Origin of the sequence: Streptomyces sp. NPDC091416, assembly GCF_044756845.1 — a bacterium.
In the GTDB taxonomy this organism is placed as follows: Bacteria; Actinomycetota; Actinomycetes; order Streptomycetales; family Streptomycetaceae; genus Streptomyces.
On record NZ_JBIVTU010000003.1, the window covers coordinates 352,886 to 369,515 of the forward strand.

A 16,630-nucleotide genomic window follows, 5' to 3' on the forward strand; every position below is an offset into this window, starting at 1 on the left:
ATCATGAAACAGCTGCTGCTCGACTTTCTCTGGTCCCATCTGTGCACGCTCGGCGCGTTCCGCGAATCCGGACAGACTCCGGAGGCCGCACGGGAGTCGGCAGGCCTCGCGCCGGGTTACGGCCCCTGGTTCGACGAGTGCCTGCGCGTCTTCGACGGGGCCGGCTACATCGATCGGCGGGACGGCAGGATCCTGCTCGACGATGCCGCGCGGAATCGGCCGATCGAGCAGCTGTGGCGCGAGTGGGAGACGGAAAAGCCCAAGTGGCAGGAGAATCCCGACCTCGCGGCCACCCACTTACTGGTGGAGACCACGCTGCGCGCCTTCCCCGACATTCTCAGCGGACGGCGAGCGGCCACCGAGGTCGTCTTCCCCGGGGGATCGCTGGAACTGGTGCAGAACGCCTACGCGACCAACCCGGCGTCAGCGTTCTTCAACCAGGTGCTGGCCGCCGACATGGTGGCGCGGCTGCGACGGCGGGCGCGAGACCTGACGGCGGATCCCGCGCGGATCCTGGAGATCGGCGCCGGCACGGGTGCCACGAGCGCCGTCGTACTGGAGGCGCTGCGGTCCGCGCGGCTGGACGTGCGCGAATATTGCTACACCGACATATCAAGGGTCTTCCTGAACCACGCGGAGCGTTCGTTCGGTGCGGACAATCCCGCGCTGACCTGCTCAATCCTCGACATCGAGCGCCCGGTGGCGGATCAGGGCCTCACCCTCGGCGGGTACGACGCCGTGGTCGCCGCCAACGTCCTGCATGCCACCCGGGACATCCGCCAGACCCTGCGCAACGCCAAGGCGCTCCTCCGGCCCGGCGGACTGCTGGTCCTGAACGAGCTGACCGCGAACAACCTGCTCAGCCAGTTCTCGTTCGGCCTCCTCGACGGATGGTGGCGCTACGAGGACCCGCACCTGCGTATCCAGGGCAGCCCGCTGCTCTCCACGGCGCACTGGCGGCACGTCCTGACCCAGGAGGGATTCCGCGCGATCGCTCTGCCCGCGCAGGACGCGGAGGATCTGGGACAGCAGATCATCGTGGCCGAGAGCGACGGCGTCATACGGCAGGCGACGGCCGTACCGCGCCCGTCCGCGCCGCGAGTGGCGGCGGTGCGCGAGAGCCCGGAGCGGGCCGTTGCCGATCACGGCGCCGGGAGCGGGCCGGGAGACCGGCTGCGCGCCCACATCGAGGCAGTCGCGCTCGATGTGCTGGCGGAGGCGCTGGACATCCCGCGGACGAGGATCGGGCGGAGCGAGCCCTTCTCGGACTACGGCCTCGATTCCATCTTCGCGGTGAACGTGGCCCGGACCCTCGGCGGGACGCTCGGCATCGACCTCGACATCACCGTGCTGTTCGAGCACAACACCCTGGCCGAGCTCGGCGAGTTCATCGTCTCCGAATACGCCGAGGACCTGCGGGACGTGCTCCCGCCGGAGCGCGCATCGCCGGGCCGGGCGCCCGATCCCGCGCAACCTCAACCTCAACCTCAGCCTGAGCTCGACGAGGCAGCGCTCGACGGCATGGCGATCGTGGGCATGTCCGCACGCTTCCCCGGGGCCGACGACGTCGACGAGTTCTGGCGGATCGTCGAGCAGGGCGAACGGTGCATCACCGCACCTCCGGAAAAGCGCGCGGACTGGGCGTGCTACGGCGACGAGGCAGCCGCGCTGCGGGGCGGATTCCTCGACGGGGTGCATGAGTTCGATCCTCTCTTCTTCCGCATGTCGATGACCGAGGCCCGCCAGGTGACGCCGGAGCTGCGCCTGCTGCTGATGACGTCGTGGAACGCCGTCGAGGACGCGGGCTACCGGCCGGCCGAGCTGCGGAAGCGGACCACCGGAGTGTTCGTCGCTACGACGCAGAGCGAGTACCGGCCGGCGGCCATGGACCTGATGAGCCTGCCGTCGCCCGCGATGCTGCCCAACCGGATCTCGTACCTGCTCGACCTCAACGGCCCCAGCGAGCAGTGCGACACGACATGCTCGTCCTCGTTCGTGGCCCTGCACCGGGCGATCCGCTCCATCCGCGACGGCGAGTGCGAGCAGGCGCTCGTCGGCGGGGTGAACCTGGTGATGTCGCCCGCGGGTTTCGGCGGGATGCAGGCCGCGGGGATGCTCAGCCCGAGCGGCGACGTCCGGCCGTTTCAGCAGGGAGCCGACGGTACGGCGCGCAGCGAGGGCGTCGCCGCGGTACTCATCAAACCGCTGAGCCGGGCCCTGGAGGACGGGGACTTCGTCCACTGCGTCGTGCGCGGCACCGGCGTGGCCCACGGTGGCAGGGGGGTGTCCTTCACGGCACCGAACATCAAGGGCATGAAGACGGCCGTCGCGCACGCCTACGCCGACGCCGGCCTCGATCCGGGCGCCGTGGACTACATCGAGACCCACGGCATGAGCTCGATGCTGGCGGACAGCGCGGAACTGGCGGCGCTCGGCGCCGGACTGCGCAGCGAGGACGACAACGAGGACGTGACGTATCTGGGCAGCGTGAAGCCCTGCATCGGGCACACGGAGGTGGTCTCCGGCCTGGCCGCGCTGGTGAAGACCGCGCAGGCGATGCGGCACGGCGTGATCCCGGCGCTCCCGGGCTTCGGGCGGCTGCACCCCGACCTCTCCCTCAAAGGAACGCGGCTGCGCATCGCCACGCGGAACCTGCCGTGGCCCGAGCGCACCGACGACAACGGCCGGCCGCTGCCGCGCCGCGCGGGCATGCACAGTTTCGGCATCGGCGGCGTGAACGCGCATGTGGTGCTGGAGCAGCACATCGCCTTGGCGAACCCGGACGGCGACCCGGGCACGCAGGTCCTCGTGCTCTCGGCACAGAGCCCCGACGCGCTGCGCGAGCGGGCGCGGCGGCTGATCCGGCGGCTTGCCGAAGCGGATCCGCTCTCCTGGGCGGACATCGCGTACACGTTGCAGGTCGGCCGGGAAGCGATGAGCTGCCGGCTGGCGTTCGCAGCGCAGAGCACGGACGAGGCCGCGCGCATTCTGCGCGGCTGGCTGGGCGGCGACCCGGACACGCTCGCCCATGTGGCGTTCGCCGACGGCGTCGATCCCGCTGCCTGCGCCGAGCACGACGGGAAGCCGACGCAACCCGACCACGTGTCGGAGAACTGGGCCGCGGGCACGTTCGTGGACTGGGACCTGATGCATCGCGGCGCCCGGCGCAGGCGGATCGCACTGCCCGGGTATCCCTTCGCACGTCTGACCTGCTTCGCCGAGCAGGCGCCGCGATCGGAGCAGGCCCCGCACACGGGCGTCGGCCCTCCGGACGGCGAAGCCTTCGTCGCCGACCTCGTCGCCTCGGTGCTGGGCCTGCCGCGCCACGAGATCGACGGCACGAGGTCGCTCGCCGACTACGGTCTCAACTCCCTGCTTCTGGTCGCGATGCTGGGCCGGATCAGCAACGTGTTTCCGGGTTTCCGGCCTGAATGGTGGCAGCCGCACGACACGTTGAACGACGTGGTCGCGAGGCTGTCCGGGGCGGAGGCCCGGTCCGCGCACGTGCCGGCCCCGGAGCTGGTGCGCCTCAACGGCGCGACCGGGGGCAGGCCGGTGTTCTGGATCCACGGCGCTCTCGCCGGCGTCGAGTCCTACCGCACGATCGCCGAGCGGATCGACCGCCCGTTCTACGGCATCCAGGCCCGTGGCCTGCTGACCGAGGACGCGCCGATCGAGGGCGTCACGGCCATGGCCGAGTACTACACCGAGGTCATCCGCTCGGTACAGCCCGAGGGGCCGTACGACGTCGGCGGATTCTGCCTCGGCGGCATCGTCGCCTACGAGGTGACCCGGCGGCTGCAGACGCAGGGCCAGGACGTGGCCTCGCTGACGATGGTGGACTCGCCGGACGAGACCGGCCTGGCGAAGTCGAACGCGAACGGGTTCCAGTCGGCGCGGAGCGCGGCTCTGCAGGTCGTCAATTCCCTGCTCTGGCCGTCGGGGGAGAAGGATCCGGCGGTCCTGCGGGCCCGTCTCGTCCACCGGGACGAGGTCGCGGAGGACCTGGACGAGGACGCGTTCGTACTGCGGCTCGCGGAGTTGGCGGCCGAGCGCGGACTTGCCATGCGGCCTGCGCAGATCGCGCGGTTCGTCAGACGCAACATGGCGATCCAGCTCGCCTACCGGCTCGGCGAGCACACCATCAGGCCGCTGCCGCGGCCGGAAGCCGTGGTGTGCACCTACTTCCGCAACCGGCGCGGGCTCTTCCTGGGCGAGGTCGCACCCTACTTCCAGGTCGCCGGCGAGACCTTCTCCCTCGACCACGTGAACTACCAGCAGGACTGGGCGCGCGAGCTGCCGGGCCTTCGCCCGGTGGAGATCGACGCCGCGAACCACATGACGATCCTGAACGACGCGGAGCCGCTGGCCGCGATCGAGGAGACATGCCTGGCGCTCTACGCGTCCGACGAGATCGGGGCCTCCCGTGGCTGAACAGACCGCCGCCCGGACGCATGACCGCCATGAGCCGGTGGCGATCGTCGGCATCGGTTGCCGGCTGCCTGCCCGGATCGAGGATCCGACGGCACTCTGGCAGGCTCTGCTCCAGGGTTTCGACGCGGTGCGTCAGGTCCCGGCCAACCGGTGGAATGCCACCGCGTGGGCCGACGCGGAGGCGTCCGGCCAGGCGGCGAACCGTCGAGGCGGATTCCTCGACGACGTCACGGGATTCGACGCGGAGTACTTCGGCATCCCACCGGCCGAGGCACGGCAGATGGACCCGCAGCAGCGCATCGCCCTGGAGGTGGCGTGCGCCGCCGTCGAGGACGCGCGGCGCTCCACGGAGAGTCTCGCGGGCACACGCACCGGCGTCTTCATGGGCGCGATGTGGCAGGAGTACCCGCTGTTCACACAGGGCGTCGCCGAGGCGATCCACGCCCACTCCGCCATCGGCTGGGACAACTCGGTGATCCCGTCCCGCATCGCCTACGCGCTGGGGCTGCGCGGCCCCGCGATGGGCGTGGCGACCGCGTCGAGCTCCTCCTTGGTCGCGGTGCACCTCGCCGTGCAGAGCCTGCGCTCCGGCGAGTCGGACTTCGCACTCGCAGGCGGCGTCAACCTGATGCTGCACCCGAACACCTCGGTGGCCCTGACGAAACTCGGCACGCAGAGCCCCGCCGGTCTGTGCCGGGCCTTCGACGGCGACGGCGACGGTTACGCCCGGGGCGAGGGCTGCGCGGTCGTCGTGCTGCGCCGGCTGTCCGACGCGCTCGCCGACGGCGACCGCGTCTATGCGCTGGTGCACGGCAGCGCCGTCAACAACGACGGCGCCACGGACGGACTGACCGCCCCCGGCATCGCAGCGCAGACGGAGGTGCTGCGGTCGGCGTGGGAGAACGCCGGCGTCGCGCCGTGCGCGGTGTCGTACGTCGAGGCGCACGGCACGGGCACCCCCCTGGGCGACGTGACGGAGGCGGGCGCGCTCGGCACCGTGTTCGGGCCCGGCAGGCCCGCGCCGCTGCGCATCGGCTCGGCGAAGACGAACTTCGGCCATCTCGAGCCGGCGGCCGGCGTGCTCGGGCTCGTCAAGGCCGCGCTGGCGGTGCACCACGGCGTCCTTCCGCCGAGCCTGCACTTCCGCACGCCGAACCCGCGCATCGACTTCTCCGAGAGACGTCTGGAAGTGGTCACCGAGGCAGCTGCGTGGCCTGCCGGGCCGCGGTTCGCGGGTGTGAGCAGCTTCGGATACGGCGGCACCAACGCGCATGTCGCCCTGGGTGAGGCGCCCGAGGGCGCGCCGGTACAGGCCGCACCGGATGCGGGCGGTCCGGTCTGCCTGACGGTGTCCGGCACGAGCCCGCACTCGCTCGCGCGCAACGCCGCACGGCTGGCGGACCACCTCGGGCAGGCGCCGGGGACGAGGCTGTCCGACATCGCCCGCTCGCTGGCGACGACCCGCACGCAGCACCCCGCGCGCGGCGTGGTGATCGCCGGAGGGACGGACGAGGCGGTGGCCGGTCTGCGGGCGCTCGCCGCCGACGAGAGCCACGACGCGGTGGTGACGGGCGAGGCCGTCGGCCGCGGGCGCGTCGCGTTCGTCTTCCCCGGCCAGGGCGCCCAGTGGTGGGGGATGGGACGGTCGCTGTGGGAGCAGAACGAAGCGTTCCGCGAGGCGGTGACGGCCTGCGACGAGGCCCTCACCCCGCACACCGGGTTCTCGGTCGCCGGGATCGTGCGTGGGCAGGACGGTCTCGCGCCGCCCTTCGCGCGTACGGACGTGGTGCAGCCGGCGTTGTTCGCGATGTACGTCGGTCTCGCCGCGATGTGGCGCGCCTGGGGCGTCGAGCCCTCGGCGGTCGTCGGCCACAGCCAGGGTGAGGTGGCCGCGGCGGTCGTCAGCGGGGCATTGAGCCTGGCGGACGGCGCTCGCATTGTGGCGTTGCGCGCTCGGGCCGTGCACGACCATGCGCCGGACGGGGCGATGGGACTCGTGGAGCGCCCGGTGGGCGAAGTCGTTCAGGAGCTGGCGGCCTTCGGCGGGGCGCTGTCCGTCGCGGTGGTGAACACCGCGCGATCGACCGTCGTGGCCGGAGACGCCGAGGCGCTGGACCGCTTCCTCGCGCGGATGGAGGCCACCGGCGCGTACTGCCAGCGCGTGGACGTGGACTACGCGTCGCACAGCCCGCACATGGACGTGCTGCTGCCCGCGTTGCGCGAGCGGCTCACGGACCTTGCCCCCGCGGATGCGGGGATCGCCTTCTATTCGAGCGTGACGGGCGAGCGGGCGGCCGGCCCGGAGCTCGACGCGGACTACTGGTGCCGCAACCTGCGCGAGCCGGTGCGCTTCGATCGAGCGCTGGAACGCCTGCGAGCGGACGGATTCGGCACCTTCGTCGAGGTCAGTCCGCATCCGGTGCTCCAGATAGCCCTGGCGCAGGGAACCGAAACCGACGCGGCGGCCGTCGTGGTGAGCAGCCTGCGCCGCGATCGCGGCGGGATCGAGCAGGCGCTGCGGGCACTGGCAGAGCTGCACGTCCAAGGGGTTCCGATCCCATGGAAGCGTGTGCTCTCTGCCGCGGACACGCGCAGGACGGACCTTCCGACGTACGCGTTCGAACACCGCAGCTACTGGCTGGACGAACACGACGACGCGATCCCGGCCGGCAACCGTGCTTCATGGCGCGCGGACGTGATGGCCCTGGCCGAACCCGAGCGTCTGGGATCCATGGTCGCGTTCGTGACGGCGGAGGCCGCGGCCCTGCTCGGACGGACCGCGGAAGACGTGCGCCCCGACATGACGCTGCGCGAACAGGGTTTCGACTCCCTCATGGTGGTCGAGCTGCGCAACCGGCTCAGCGCACGGACACGGGTCCCGCTGCCCACGGTGCTCGCCTTCGACTACCCCACACCGCGGGCAATCGCGGCACTGCTGCTGACGCACGCCGATGCGCAGCACGAGTCCCCGGAGGCTTCGCCCGCCGTCGCCGCAGTTCCCGTGCGGCCCGATGACGACGACCCCGTCGTGATCGTGTCCATGGCCTGCCGGCTTCCGGACGGAATCGACACGCCCGAAGCGTTCTGGGAACTGCTCGTCGACGGCCGCGAAGCCTCCTCCCCGTTCCCACGGCGCTGGGACGGGTGGGATCTCAGCACGATCGAGGAGACGGAGCGCGCCGCGACCGGCAGGCGCTTCGAGCGAAAGGGCGGCTTCGTACGCGACGTCGAGGACTTCGACGCGGCGTTCTTCGGGCTCAGCCCGCGTGAGGCGCTGTCCCTGGAACCGCAGCAGCGGCTCGTTCTGGAAGTCGTGTGGGAGGCACTCGAGCGGGCCAGTCTGCGCACTGCGTCCCTCGAAGGAAGCAACACGGGTGTCTACCTCGGCGCGATGAGCTCGGACTACGACGTTGCCCGGCGCTGGGACGTCGGGAGCAGCGACGGCTACAAGATCACTGGCAACGGGGCGAGCCTGATCTCCGGGCGGGTGGCCTACACACTCGGCCTGTCCGGGCCGGCGCTCACCGTCGACACCGCGTGCAGCTCGTCGCTCGTGGCCCTGCGCCTGGCGTGCGAGGCGCTGCGCAGGGGCGAATGCGACCTGGCGCTCGCCGGCGGAGTGACCGTGATGAGCACCCCGCAGATCTTCGTCGAGTTCAGCCGCCTCAACGGGCTCGCGGCCGACGGCCGCTGCAAGAGCTTCGCCGACGACGCCGACGGGACGAGCTGGGCGGAAGGCTGCGGCGTCCTGGTGCTCAAGCGGCTCTCGGACGCGAGGCGCGACGGTGACCGTGTGCTGGCCGTTGTCAGGGGCACCGCCATGAACCAGGACGGCCGCAGCCAGGGACTCACCGCGCCGAACGGCCTCGCGCAGCAGCGCGTGCTGCGCAGTGCCCTGGCCGACGGGGGACTGACCCCGGCCGACATCGACGCCGTCGAAGCGCACGCCACGGGCACCGTGCTCGGCGATCCCATCGAGGCCGGCGCCCTTGCCGCAGTGTTCTCGGGCCGCGTGCGACCCCTGCACCTGGGATCGGCCAAGTCCAACATCGGCCACGCTCAGGCGGCCTCCGGCGTCATCGGCGTCATCAAGATGGTGATGGCGCTTCAGCACGAGTGGCTGCCCCGCACGCTCCACGTGGAAACGCCGAACACCCGGATCGACTGGACCGGCGGCGAACTGGAGCTCCTGCGGCAGCCGAGGAAGTGGCCGCGGACACGGCGGGTGCGTCGTGCGGGCATCAGCTCATTCGGTATCAGCGGCACGAACACGCACGTCATCATCGAAGAAGCACCGCGGACCGTCGTCGCGGACCGGCCCGGCGACGATCTCGTCCACCCACTGGTGATCTCAGGCACCGACGCGGACGCCCTGCGTGCGCAGGCCCGGCACTGGGCCGACTGGCTCGACGCGCGGCCCGCCGCGTCGATGCGGGACATCGCTCACACCTCCGCCGTCGGCCGTACCCACTTCGACGCGCGCGCCGTGGTCTTCGCGAGCACCACCGAGGATGCTGCCGAAGCCCTGCGGGCGATGGAGCCCGGTTCCGGCACGGCGCCGGGGAAGATCGCCTTCGTGTTCGGCGGCCGGGACGCGCAGCCGCCAGGGACGAACAGTCAACTGCTGGAGCAGAGCGCGGTGTTCCGTGACGCCGTGGCGGAGTGCGACGCGGTCCTCTCGCCGTTGACCGGCTGGTCCGTGCTGAAGGTGCTGCGCGGCGAGGAGGACGTGAACAGTCCGGATGTGCTGCCGTGCACGCTGTTCGCGACCCACCTCGGACTTGCGGCGCTGTGGCGCAGCTGGGGTGTGGAGCCGGCGGCGGTGGTGGGCGACGCGCAGGGCGAGGCCGCCGCCGCCGTGGTGAGCGGGGCGTTGAGCCTGGAGGACGGCGCCCGCGTCATCGCTCTTCAGGCTCGTGCGCGCTCGGGGGACGCGGTCGGCGGTGCGATTGCGGGGATCGTCCCGGGCCGGTCCTCCATTGCCTTCTGCTCGCGCCTGACGGGCGAGGTCGTGCCGGGCCCGGAGCTCGGCGGCGACTACTGGGTCCGCGACGTGCCGGAGCCGGAGCCGGAGCCGGAGCCCATGAGGCCCGACCGTGCGCTGGAGCGGCTGCGCGGTGAGGGCTTCGGAGTGTTCGTCGAGGTCGGCCCACCTGCCGAAGGCGGATTGGGCGGCGTGGACCAGCTCTGGCGAGCGGCCGCCACGTTGTTCGAGCGGGGCTTGCCCCTGGACTGGGAGCGAGTCCTCGGGGCCCATGCCGCCGACAAGGTCGATGTCCCGACCTACGCGTTCCAGCGCCGGCGCTTCTGGCTCGGCGAGCTGCCTGCCGGACCCGTCGCGGTGGCGGCAGGTCAGTCAGCGGGCCGGCACCCGTGGTTCGACGCGATCACGACCCTCGCCGGCAGCGGCGGCTACCTGTTCACCGGACGGCTGTCGCTCGACGATTGCCCGTGGCTGGCCGATCACGTCGTCGGCGGGCAGGTCTACGTGCCGGGCGCGGGCTTGACCGACGCTGCGCTGTTCGCCGCCCGGACCGCGGGTGCCGACGCCGTGGCGGACCTGACGCTGCTGGCGCCGGTCGTCCTCCTGCCGGGCCGCGCGCTGCGGATCCAGGCCACCGTCGGTGATCCGGACGCGCACGGACGACGCCCCTTCACGTTCCACAGCCAGCCCGAGGACACGGATGAGCCGCTGATCTGGCAGCAGCACGCGACCGGAGAGTGCGTGACCCGCGCCCGCGTCGGCGCCACGATGCCGCCGGACACGGACAACCGGGCGGTGCCCGGTGGACGGGACCTCGACATCGAAGCCTTCTACGGGCGCGCCCTCGCCAACGGGCTCGACTACGGCCCGGCCTTCCGGGGACTGCGCGAACTCGCCTGCCGCGACGGCGTCTACTACGCGCGGGTATCGCTTCCGGGCGCGCTGGACGCGGCCGGCCACGGCCTGCATCCGTCGCTGTTCGACGCGGCACTGCAGGTCGTCGTCGCCGGTCTGATGGAGGAGGGCGCGGCTCCCGGGCCGCTCGTCCCGTTCATCTGGTCGGACGTCGAGCTGTTCCGTGCCGCGGACAGAGAACTGACGGTGCGCGTGTCGTTCGAATCCGGAGGGGACGAGGACCTCGCGCCGGCCACCGTCTGGCTGGCGGACCCGGCAGGCCGTCCGGTGGCCCGGATCGGCAGGCTGAAGTTCCAGCCCGGCAGACGCCGAGGACACCCGTTCGCCGAGCACCTCTACCGCGTCGGCTTCGAGCCCGTCCACCCCGTGGCCGAGACCCCCGAGACCGCGGGCACCCTCGTGGTCGGCGACGCAGAGTTGGGCGCGGGGCTCGGCGCCGACGTGGTACCCGACCTGGACGCCCTCGTGAAGCGGCTCGATGTCCGGGCGGACACGCCTCGGCGACTGCTGTTCGCGCTGCCCGACTGCGCGTCCGCTCAGTGGTACGACGCGGAACGGAGCGCCGCCGAAGCGCTGCGGACGCTTCAGGTGTGCTTCGGCGATGCCCGGCTCCAGGGTGCGGAGCTCATCTGGATCACCCGTGACGCAGTGTCATCGAGCCCTGATGACCAGGTAGGGAACTGGGCCCATGCCGCAGTGTGGGGCATGGTCCGCACGGCCCGTACGGAACAGCCTGAGCGTGTCCTGCGCCTGATCGACCTCGATCCCGGTACCCCGGACTTCCGGCTCCTGGCACGGGTGGTCGAGACCGGCGGCGAACCGGAGTGCGTGCTGCGCGGCGAGAGCGCCCACGTGCCACGAGCAAGGCCGACCGTCGAGGAGGTCGACGCGCTCGTCCTGCCGGCCGAAGGCAGCTGGCACGTGCACCAACGGGAGGACGACCGGCTGGACGTCATCGCCGCCACGCAGGACGACGGCATGCCGGAGCCGGTCGCGCCGGGTGAAGTCCTCGTCGAGGTGCGCGCCGCCGGGATGAGACCGGGACACGCACGAGCCCTGGAGTTCGCGGGGACCGTCGTGCGGGCCGGCAGCGGCGTCACCTCCGTACGCGCGGGTGACCGGGTCATGGGCCGTGCGGAAGGCGCGCTCGGCAACCGGATCCGCGTGGACGCCGCCACCCTCGGGCCGATGCCCGCGGACCTCACCTTCGCGCAGGCGGCCGCTGATCCGACCGCCCCCGACGCGAGGCAGGACGGCGGATCGTTCACTGCCTTCGACGTACGCGACGCGCCATACGCCCTGCGCCACGCGCAGCGGAACGCCGCGCACAAGACCGTGGTGACCCTGCCACGCGCCCTCGACCCGGACGGCACGGTGCTGATCACCGGCGGTCTCGGCGAGCTCGGCAGCGCGCTCGCCGCACACCTGATCCGCGTGCACGGAGCGCGCCGTCTCGTGCTGCTGTCGCGGCGCGGTGGGAAGGCCCCCGGAGCCGGTTCGTTCGTGCGGGAGCTCGAAGCCGCGGGCGCCGAGCGGGTGGACCTGGTCGCGGGCGATGTCGCGGACCGGGCCGCAGTGGCTGCGGTACTGGAAGGAATCCACCCGGGCCATCCCCTCACGGCCGTGTTCCACCTCGCCGGCGTGCTCGACGACGGCCTGGTGGAGGGCTTCACCGCAGAGCGGCTGCACCGGGTGATGGCACCCAAGGTCCAGGGCGCGCGCCTGCTGGACGAGCTGACCGAGCGGCTTGACCTGTCCGCGTTCGTCCTCTTCTCCTCGGCGGCCGGAACGCTGGGAACCGCAGGACAGAGCGGGTACGCCGCGGCGAACGCGACGCTGGACGCCCTGGCGGCGAACCGGCGCAAGCGGGGTCTGCCCGGACTCAGCCTCGCTTTCGGGCTCTGGGAACAGGCCGGAGTGGGCATGACCGCCCACCTCGGCAAGGCCGAGCTGGGACGCCTGCGGCGTCAGGGGATCGGTGCTCTGAACCTGACCGAGGGCCTGAACGCCCTGGATGCCGCACTTGCGCGTCCCGAGGCCCAGCTGATGCCCGTGCACCTGGAACTGGCATCGTTGCGGCACGCGCTCGGCGATGCGCAAGCACCTCCCTTGCTGCGCGACATGCTGCAGCGCACAACCGGAGGGCGCCGAGCCGGAGTTCCCGAGACGGCAGAGTCACTCGATACGCGGATGGCGGACGCCTCCGAAGCCGAACGGCCGGCTCTGCTGCTGGGGCTCGTCCGCAGCGAAGTCGCCGACGTGCTCGGCCTGCCCGGTCCCGACAGCGTGCCGGCCGACAGAGCACTGCGTTCCCTCGGGATCGACTCGCTCACCATGGTCCAGTTGCGCAAGCGCCTCGCCAAGCGGCTGAACACCACGCTGCCCGCCACGCTGGTGTTCGACTACCCGACCGCCGAGGCCATCGCCGGGTTCCTGCTCCATGACGCCACCACCCTGAGAGGGAACGAGAAGTGAAGACAGAGGCCCTGTTCATCGCGGCTACCGCCACCTTCCTGCCCCCGGCGACCAAGGTCGGACAAGCCGTCGCCGACGGCCGGTTCGACGCCCAGGACGCCGAGGACACGCAGCTGGAGTCGGTCTGCGAGGCCACGGACGAAACTCCGCCCGGGATGGCGGTGGCCGCTGCCGGAGAAGCCCTGAAGAGGTCGGGTCACCGGGCCGAGGACATCGCGCTGCTCCTGCACGCCTGCGTGTACTTCCAAGGCCTTGAGCTCTACCCGACGGCTTCCTACATCCACCGCGAAGTACTGGGGGACCATTCGGCGCTCGCCTTCGAGGTCAAGAATGCCTCCAACGGCTGCATGACCGCGTTGGACATCGCGGCGCGCTCCCTCACGGCCACCGGCGACGTGGCGGCGCTGGTGACCACCGCCGACAAGGTCAGTCCGCCGGCGATCGACCGCTGGAACAGCGATATCGGCATCGTTCCCGGCGACGGTGCGTCGGCGATGGTGCTCAGCAGGAGGTCCGGGTTCGCGCAGGTGCTGAGCACCTCCACGGTGTCGGATCCCACCCTGGAGCGCCTGCATCGCGGCGACGCGCCCTTCACCCCTCACCACGACCCCACGCGCCCCATCGACCTGCGTCTGCGCAAACTGCAGTACCTGGGGGACGTGGAACTCGACGAGTTCACCCGCCGATTCCGGGCCGGCCTCAGCGACTGCGTCAATCAGGCCCTGCGCGACGCGGACATCCGGCTGGGCGACGTCGCCCGGTTCGTCGTTCCGCACTTCGGACGCATCGTGCTGCAGCGCGAGGTCCTCGCCGCACTCGATATCGACCTCGCCCTCACGACCTGGTCCTGGGGCCGCACCGTCGGCCACCTCGGCGCGGGCGACCAGATCGCCGGACTCGACCACCTCGTCCGGGCACGCGCCGTGGACGTCGGCGACCTCTGCATGCTCCTCGGCGTCGGCGCCGGCTTCACCTGGACGTGCGCCGTGGTCCGGATCACCGAACTTCCCGAGTGGCCGGCGCCGTCGGCCGGATCCGGCCTCGGGGACGGGCGGATCTGATGCGCTGCTACGTGTTCCCGGGGCAGGGCACCCAGAAGAAGGGGATGGGACGAAGCCTGTTCGGAAGGTTCCCCGACGTCCGTCGCCGCGCCGACCGGGTGCTCGGATACCCGGTCGAAGAGCTCTGTCTGGAAAACCCGGAGCGACGGCTGTCCGAGACCGCGTACGCGCAGCCCGCGATCTACGTCGTCAACGCGCTGCACTGGTCGGCGGCGCAGGAGGACCTGCCACCCGCGGACTTCTTCGCGGGCCACAGCCTCGGCGAGTACAGCGCGCTGTTCGCGGCCGGCGCCTTCGACTTCGAAACCGGCCTGACGCTGGTGCAACGCCGGGCGGAACTGATGAGCCGGGTCAGCGGCGGTGCGATGGCCGCAGTCGTCGGTATCTCCGAGCAGATCGTCGAGGAGACCCTGAAACGGCTCGATGCCACCGGCGTGGTCATTGCCAACTACAACGCGCCCGAGCAGTTCGTGCTCTCCGGCAGCCGCGAGGAACTGGCGCGGATCAAGCCGGTCTTCGAGCAGGTGGAAGGGGTCCGAGGCTTCGTCCCGGTCAAAGTCAGCGGACCGTTCCACGCCCCGGCGATGGCCCCGGCAGCCGCGCGCTTCCGCACCCTGCTGGCCTCGGTCGACGTGGGCGCACTGCGGACACCGGTCATCTCCAACGTGACCGGCCGGCCGTTCGGATCCGATGCGCGGGAAGTCCGCGAACTGCTCGCCGAACAGATCGCCAAGCCCGTCCGCTGGACCGACTGCATCCGGTATCTGCGGGACGCGGGCGTGTCGGATTTCACGGAACTGAGCGAATCGAAGGTGCTCACCTCGCTCATCGACCGGATCACCAGCGCACAGGAGCCCGCGCCCGGCCCGCGCCGAGACCTGATCGAGCGCATCAGACGCGAGGTCCTCCAGCCGGAGATCGGCGACGAGGCGCTGGGCTTCGACGAGGACGCGTCGTTCCGGCAGCTCGGACTGAACTCCATCATCTACGTGCGCCTGGCCCGCCGGGCCGGGACGGCCCTCGGCGTTCCGATCAAGCCGGACGTCATCTTCCAGCACCGTTCCTGTGCCGCCCTGGCGGACTACCTCCTGACCCGTGACGACGTCACCCGAGCCGCAGCGCCCGAGGCCCCGCCCGCGCCTGCGCGTGAGTACCAGGACGAACGGGTGACGGCCCTGCTGCGCGACTGCGCGAACGGGACCCTCAGCGTGGACCGGACCATCGAGGCGATCCGCGCCCTGGCATGACGAGCGCCGAAGGACCCATCGCTTCGTCCTGCCGCAGGGGAGCGCACGACCACGCGGACGCCATCACCCTGACCTGCCCGGATGCCGTCGGAAGAGCGGCTGCGCCGCTGACCTGGACGAGGGAGGCGAGGTGCGCGTGACCACCGTGGGAAGCTGTCCGCTCTCGACGAACCGGCGAGGGAAGAGACAGCCCGAAGTGTTCACCGGCGACCGTCAGTACCCGGCGCCTCTGTTCGCCGGCCGGCAACTCCTCGTCGTCGCCGAGCAGGTCGTCGGGGAAGTCGTCCGGCGGGATGAGCCCGGCCTCTTACAGCGCCGGCCGCAGCAGGTCGGACCGGGCCCCGGCGGGGTCATAACCGAACCCCGATGCGAAGCGCGGCTGTACCTCCCTGTCGGCCGGGCAGGTGAAGAAGGACGGCGGATCGTCCGGCCGGGGGCCGAGGACCAGGACATCGGCGCGGCGGGAGACCGCCGGGTCCAGGGCCCAGGGAGCCGGGGCAGGTCCGATGTGCCGGGCGGATGCGGCAGTCTGATGGAGCGCCACCGGTCACGGTGGGCGAACCCGCGGGCCGGCTGCCGCGTGGACTCGGTGGAGACAGGAGGTACGCGCACATGACGGACGCCGACCCCGGGCTCTTCGGACCCGCATCGGTCACCTGGCAGCTGCACGGCGACCCGATGATGTGGGTCGCCGGAGTACGCGCCCTGTACCTCCAGGCGCTCCACCCGCGCGCGGTGCGCGGCGTCATGCAGAACAGCGACTTCCGCGAGGACGCCTGGGGCCGGCTGATGCGCACGGCGGGGTTCGTCGGGACGATCACCTACGGGACCACCGACGCCGCCGAGAAGGCCGGAGCGCGGGTCCGCAGGATCCACCGGCTGCTGAAGGCCACCGACCCGCTGACCGGCGAGACGTACGGCGTCGACGAGCCGGAGCTCCTGCTGTGGGTGCACTGCGCGGAGGTCGACTCCTATCTCCAGGTCGAACGGCGCTCCGGCTACCCGCTCACCGCCGCGCAGGCCGACCGGTACGTCGACGAACACCGCACCGGCGCCCGCCTCGTCGGCCTCGATCCGTCCGAAGTGCCCGCGACCACCGCACAGCTCGCCGCGTACTTCGAGCGCGTACGGCCCGCACTGGCCTCCTCGCCCGAGGCGCTGGACGTCGACGCGTTCCTGCGCCGGCCACCGGTCCACCCGCTGCTCGTGCCGGCGCGCGCCGTGCTGTGGCGGCGTGTGGCGGCCCTCGCGTACCAGTCGCTGCCCCCGTTCGCCCACGAGCTGTACGGCAGACCGGCGCCGTCCGCGGCCACCGTCGACCGCCGCCTGCGCACCACCGGAACCGCGCTGCGCGCCATCCCGTCGAGGCTGCGCTGGAAGCTTCCGCCCGGTCACATTGTGAACGCGATGGCGCGACTCGGGCCCGGCAGCCGCCCCACCCCGTACACACTGAAAAGGCAGGCAGCCATACTGGACGGGCCGGGGAGGGCGCAGCAACAGTAGGCGGAGTGACG

The 16,630-nt window shown here is 71.6% G+C and carries 6 protein-coding genes; 5 read left to right on the plus strand and 1 reads right to left on the minus strand.

Annotation, left to right across the window (positions count from 1 at the left end):
* Window positions 1–3: 3 nt before the first annotated feature.
* From ACIQMX_RS12185 to fabD, 4 genes are read left to right on the plus strand one after another with little or no spacing between them, the layout of a single operon-like run.
* Entirely contained in the window at window positions 4–4,434 is a 4,431-nt protein-coding gene (locus ACIQMX_RS12185; protein ID WP_402477030.1) for a beta-ketoacyl synthase N-terminal-like domain-containing protein, read from the plus strand.
* Window positions 4,427–12,808, plus strand: coding sequence for a type I polyketide synthase (locus ACIQMX_RS12190; protein WP_402477032.1), 8,382 nt, complete (start codon window positions 4,427–4,429; stop codon window positions 12,806–12,808). Before ACIQMX_RS12185 ends, ACIQMX_RS12190 begins: the two co-directional genes overlap by 8 nt.
* Window positions 12,805–13,869: a ketoacyl-ACP synthase III family protein gene (locus tag ACIQMX_RS12195; protein ID WP_402477035.1), complete on the plus strand. Its 1,065-nt coding sequence runs from the start codon at window positions 12,805–12,807 to the stop codon at window positions 13,867–13,869. Before ACIQMX_RS12190 ends, ACIQMX_RS12195 begins: the two co-directional genes overlap by 4 nt.
* Window positions 13,869–15,116 carry an ACP S-malonyltransferase gene (gene fabD, locus ACIQMX_RS12200; protein ID WP_402477038.1) on the plus strand — a complete coding sequence of 416 codons (1,248 nt, stop codon included), beginning with the start codon at window positions 13,869–13,871 and terminating at the stop codon, window positions 15,114–15,116. The genes ACIQMX_RS12195 and fabD overlap by 1 nt, the downstream gene beginning before the upstream one ends.
* A gap of 307 nt (window positions 15,117–15,423) precedes the next feature.
* Here fabD and ACIQMX_RS12205 read toward each other — a convergent pair whose 3' ends face one another.
* Window positions 15,424–15,660, minus strand: a complete 237-nt coding sequence (locus ACIQMX_RS12205; RefSeq protein WP_402477040.1) for a hypothetical protein — start codon at window positions 15,658–15,660, stop codon at window positions 15,424–15,426.
* Window positions 15,661–15,728: 68 nt separating this feature from the next.
* Here ACIQMX_RS12205 and ACIQMX_RS12210 point away from each other — a divergent pair, with 68 nt between their 5' ends.
* Window positions 15,729–16,619 (plus strand): oxygenase MpaB family protein, encoded by an 891-nt coding sequence (locus ACIQMX_RS12210; RefSeq protein WP_402477043.1) that lies wholly within the window; start codon window positions 15,729–15,731, stop codon window positions 16,617–16,619.
* Window positions 16,620–16,630 lie beyond the last annotated feature (11 nt).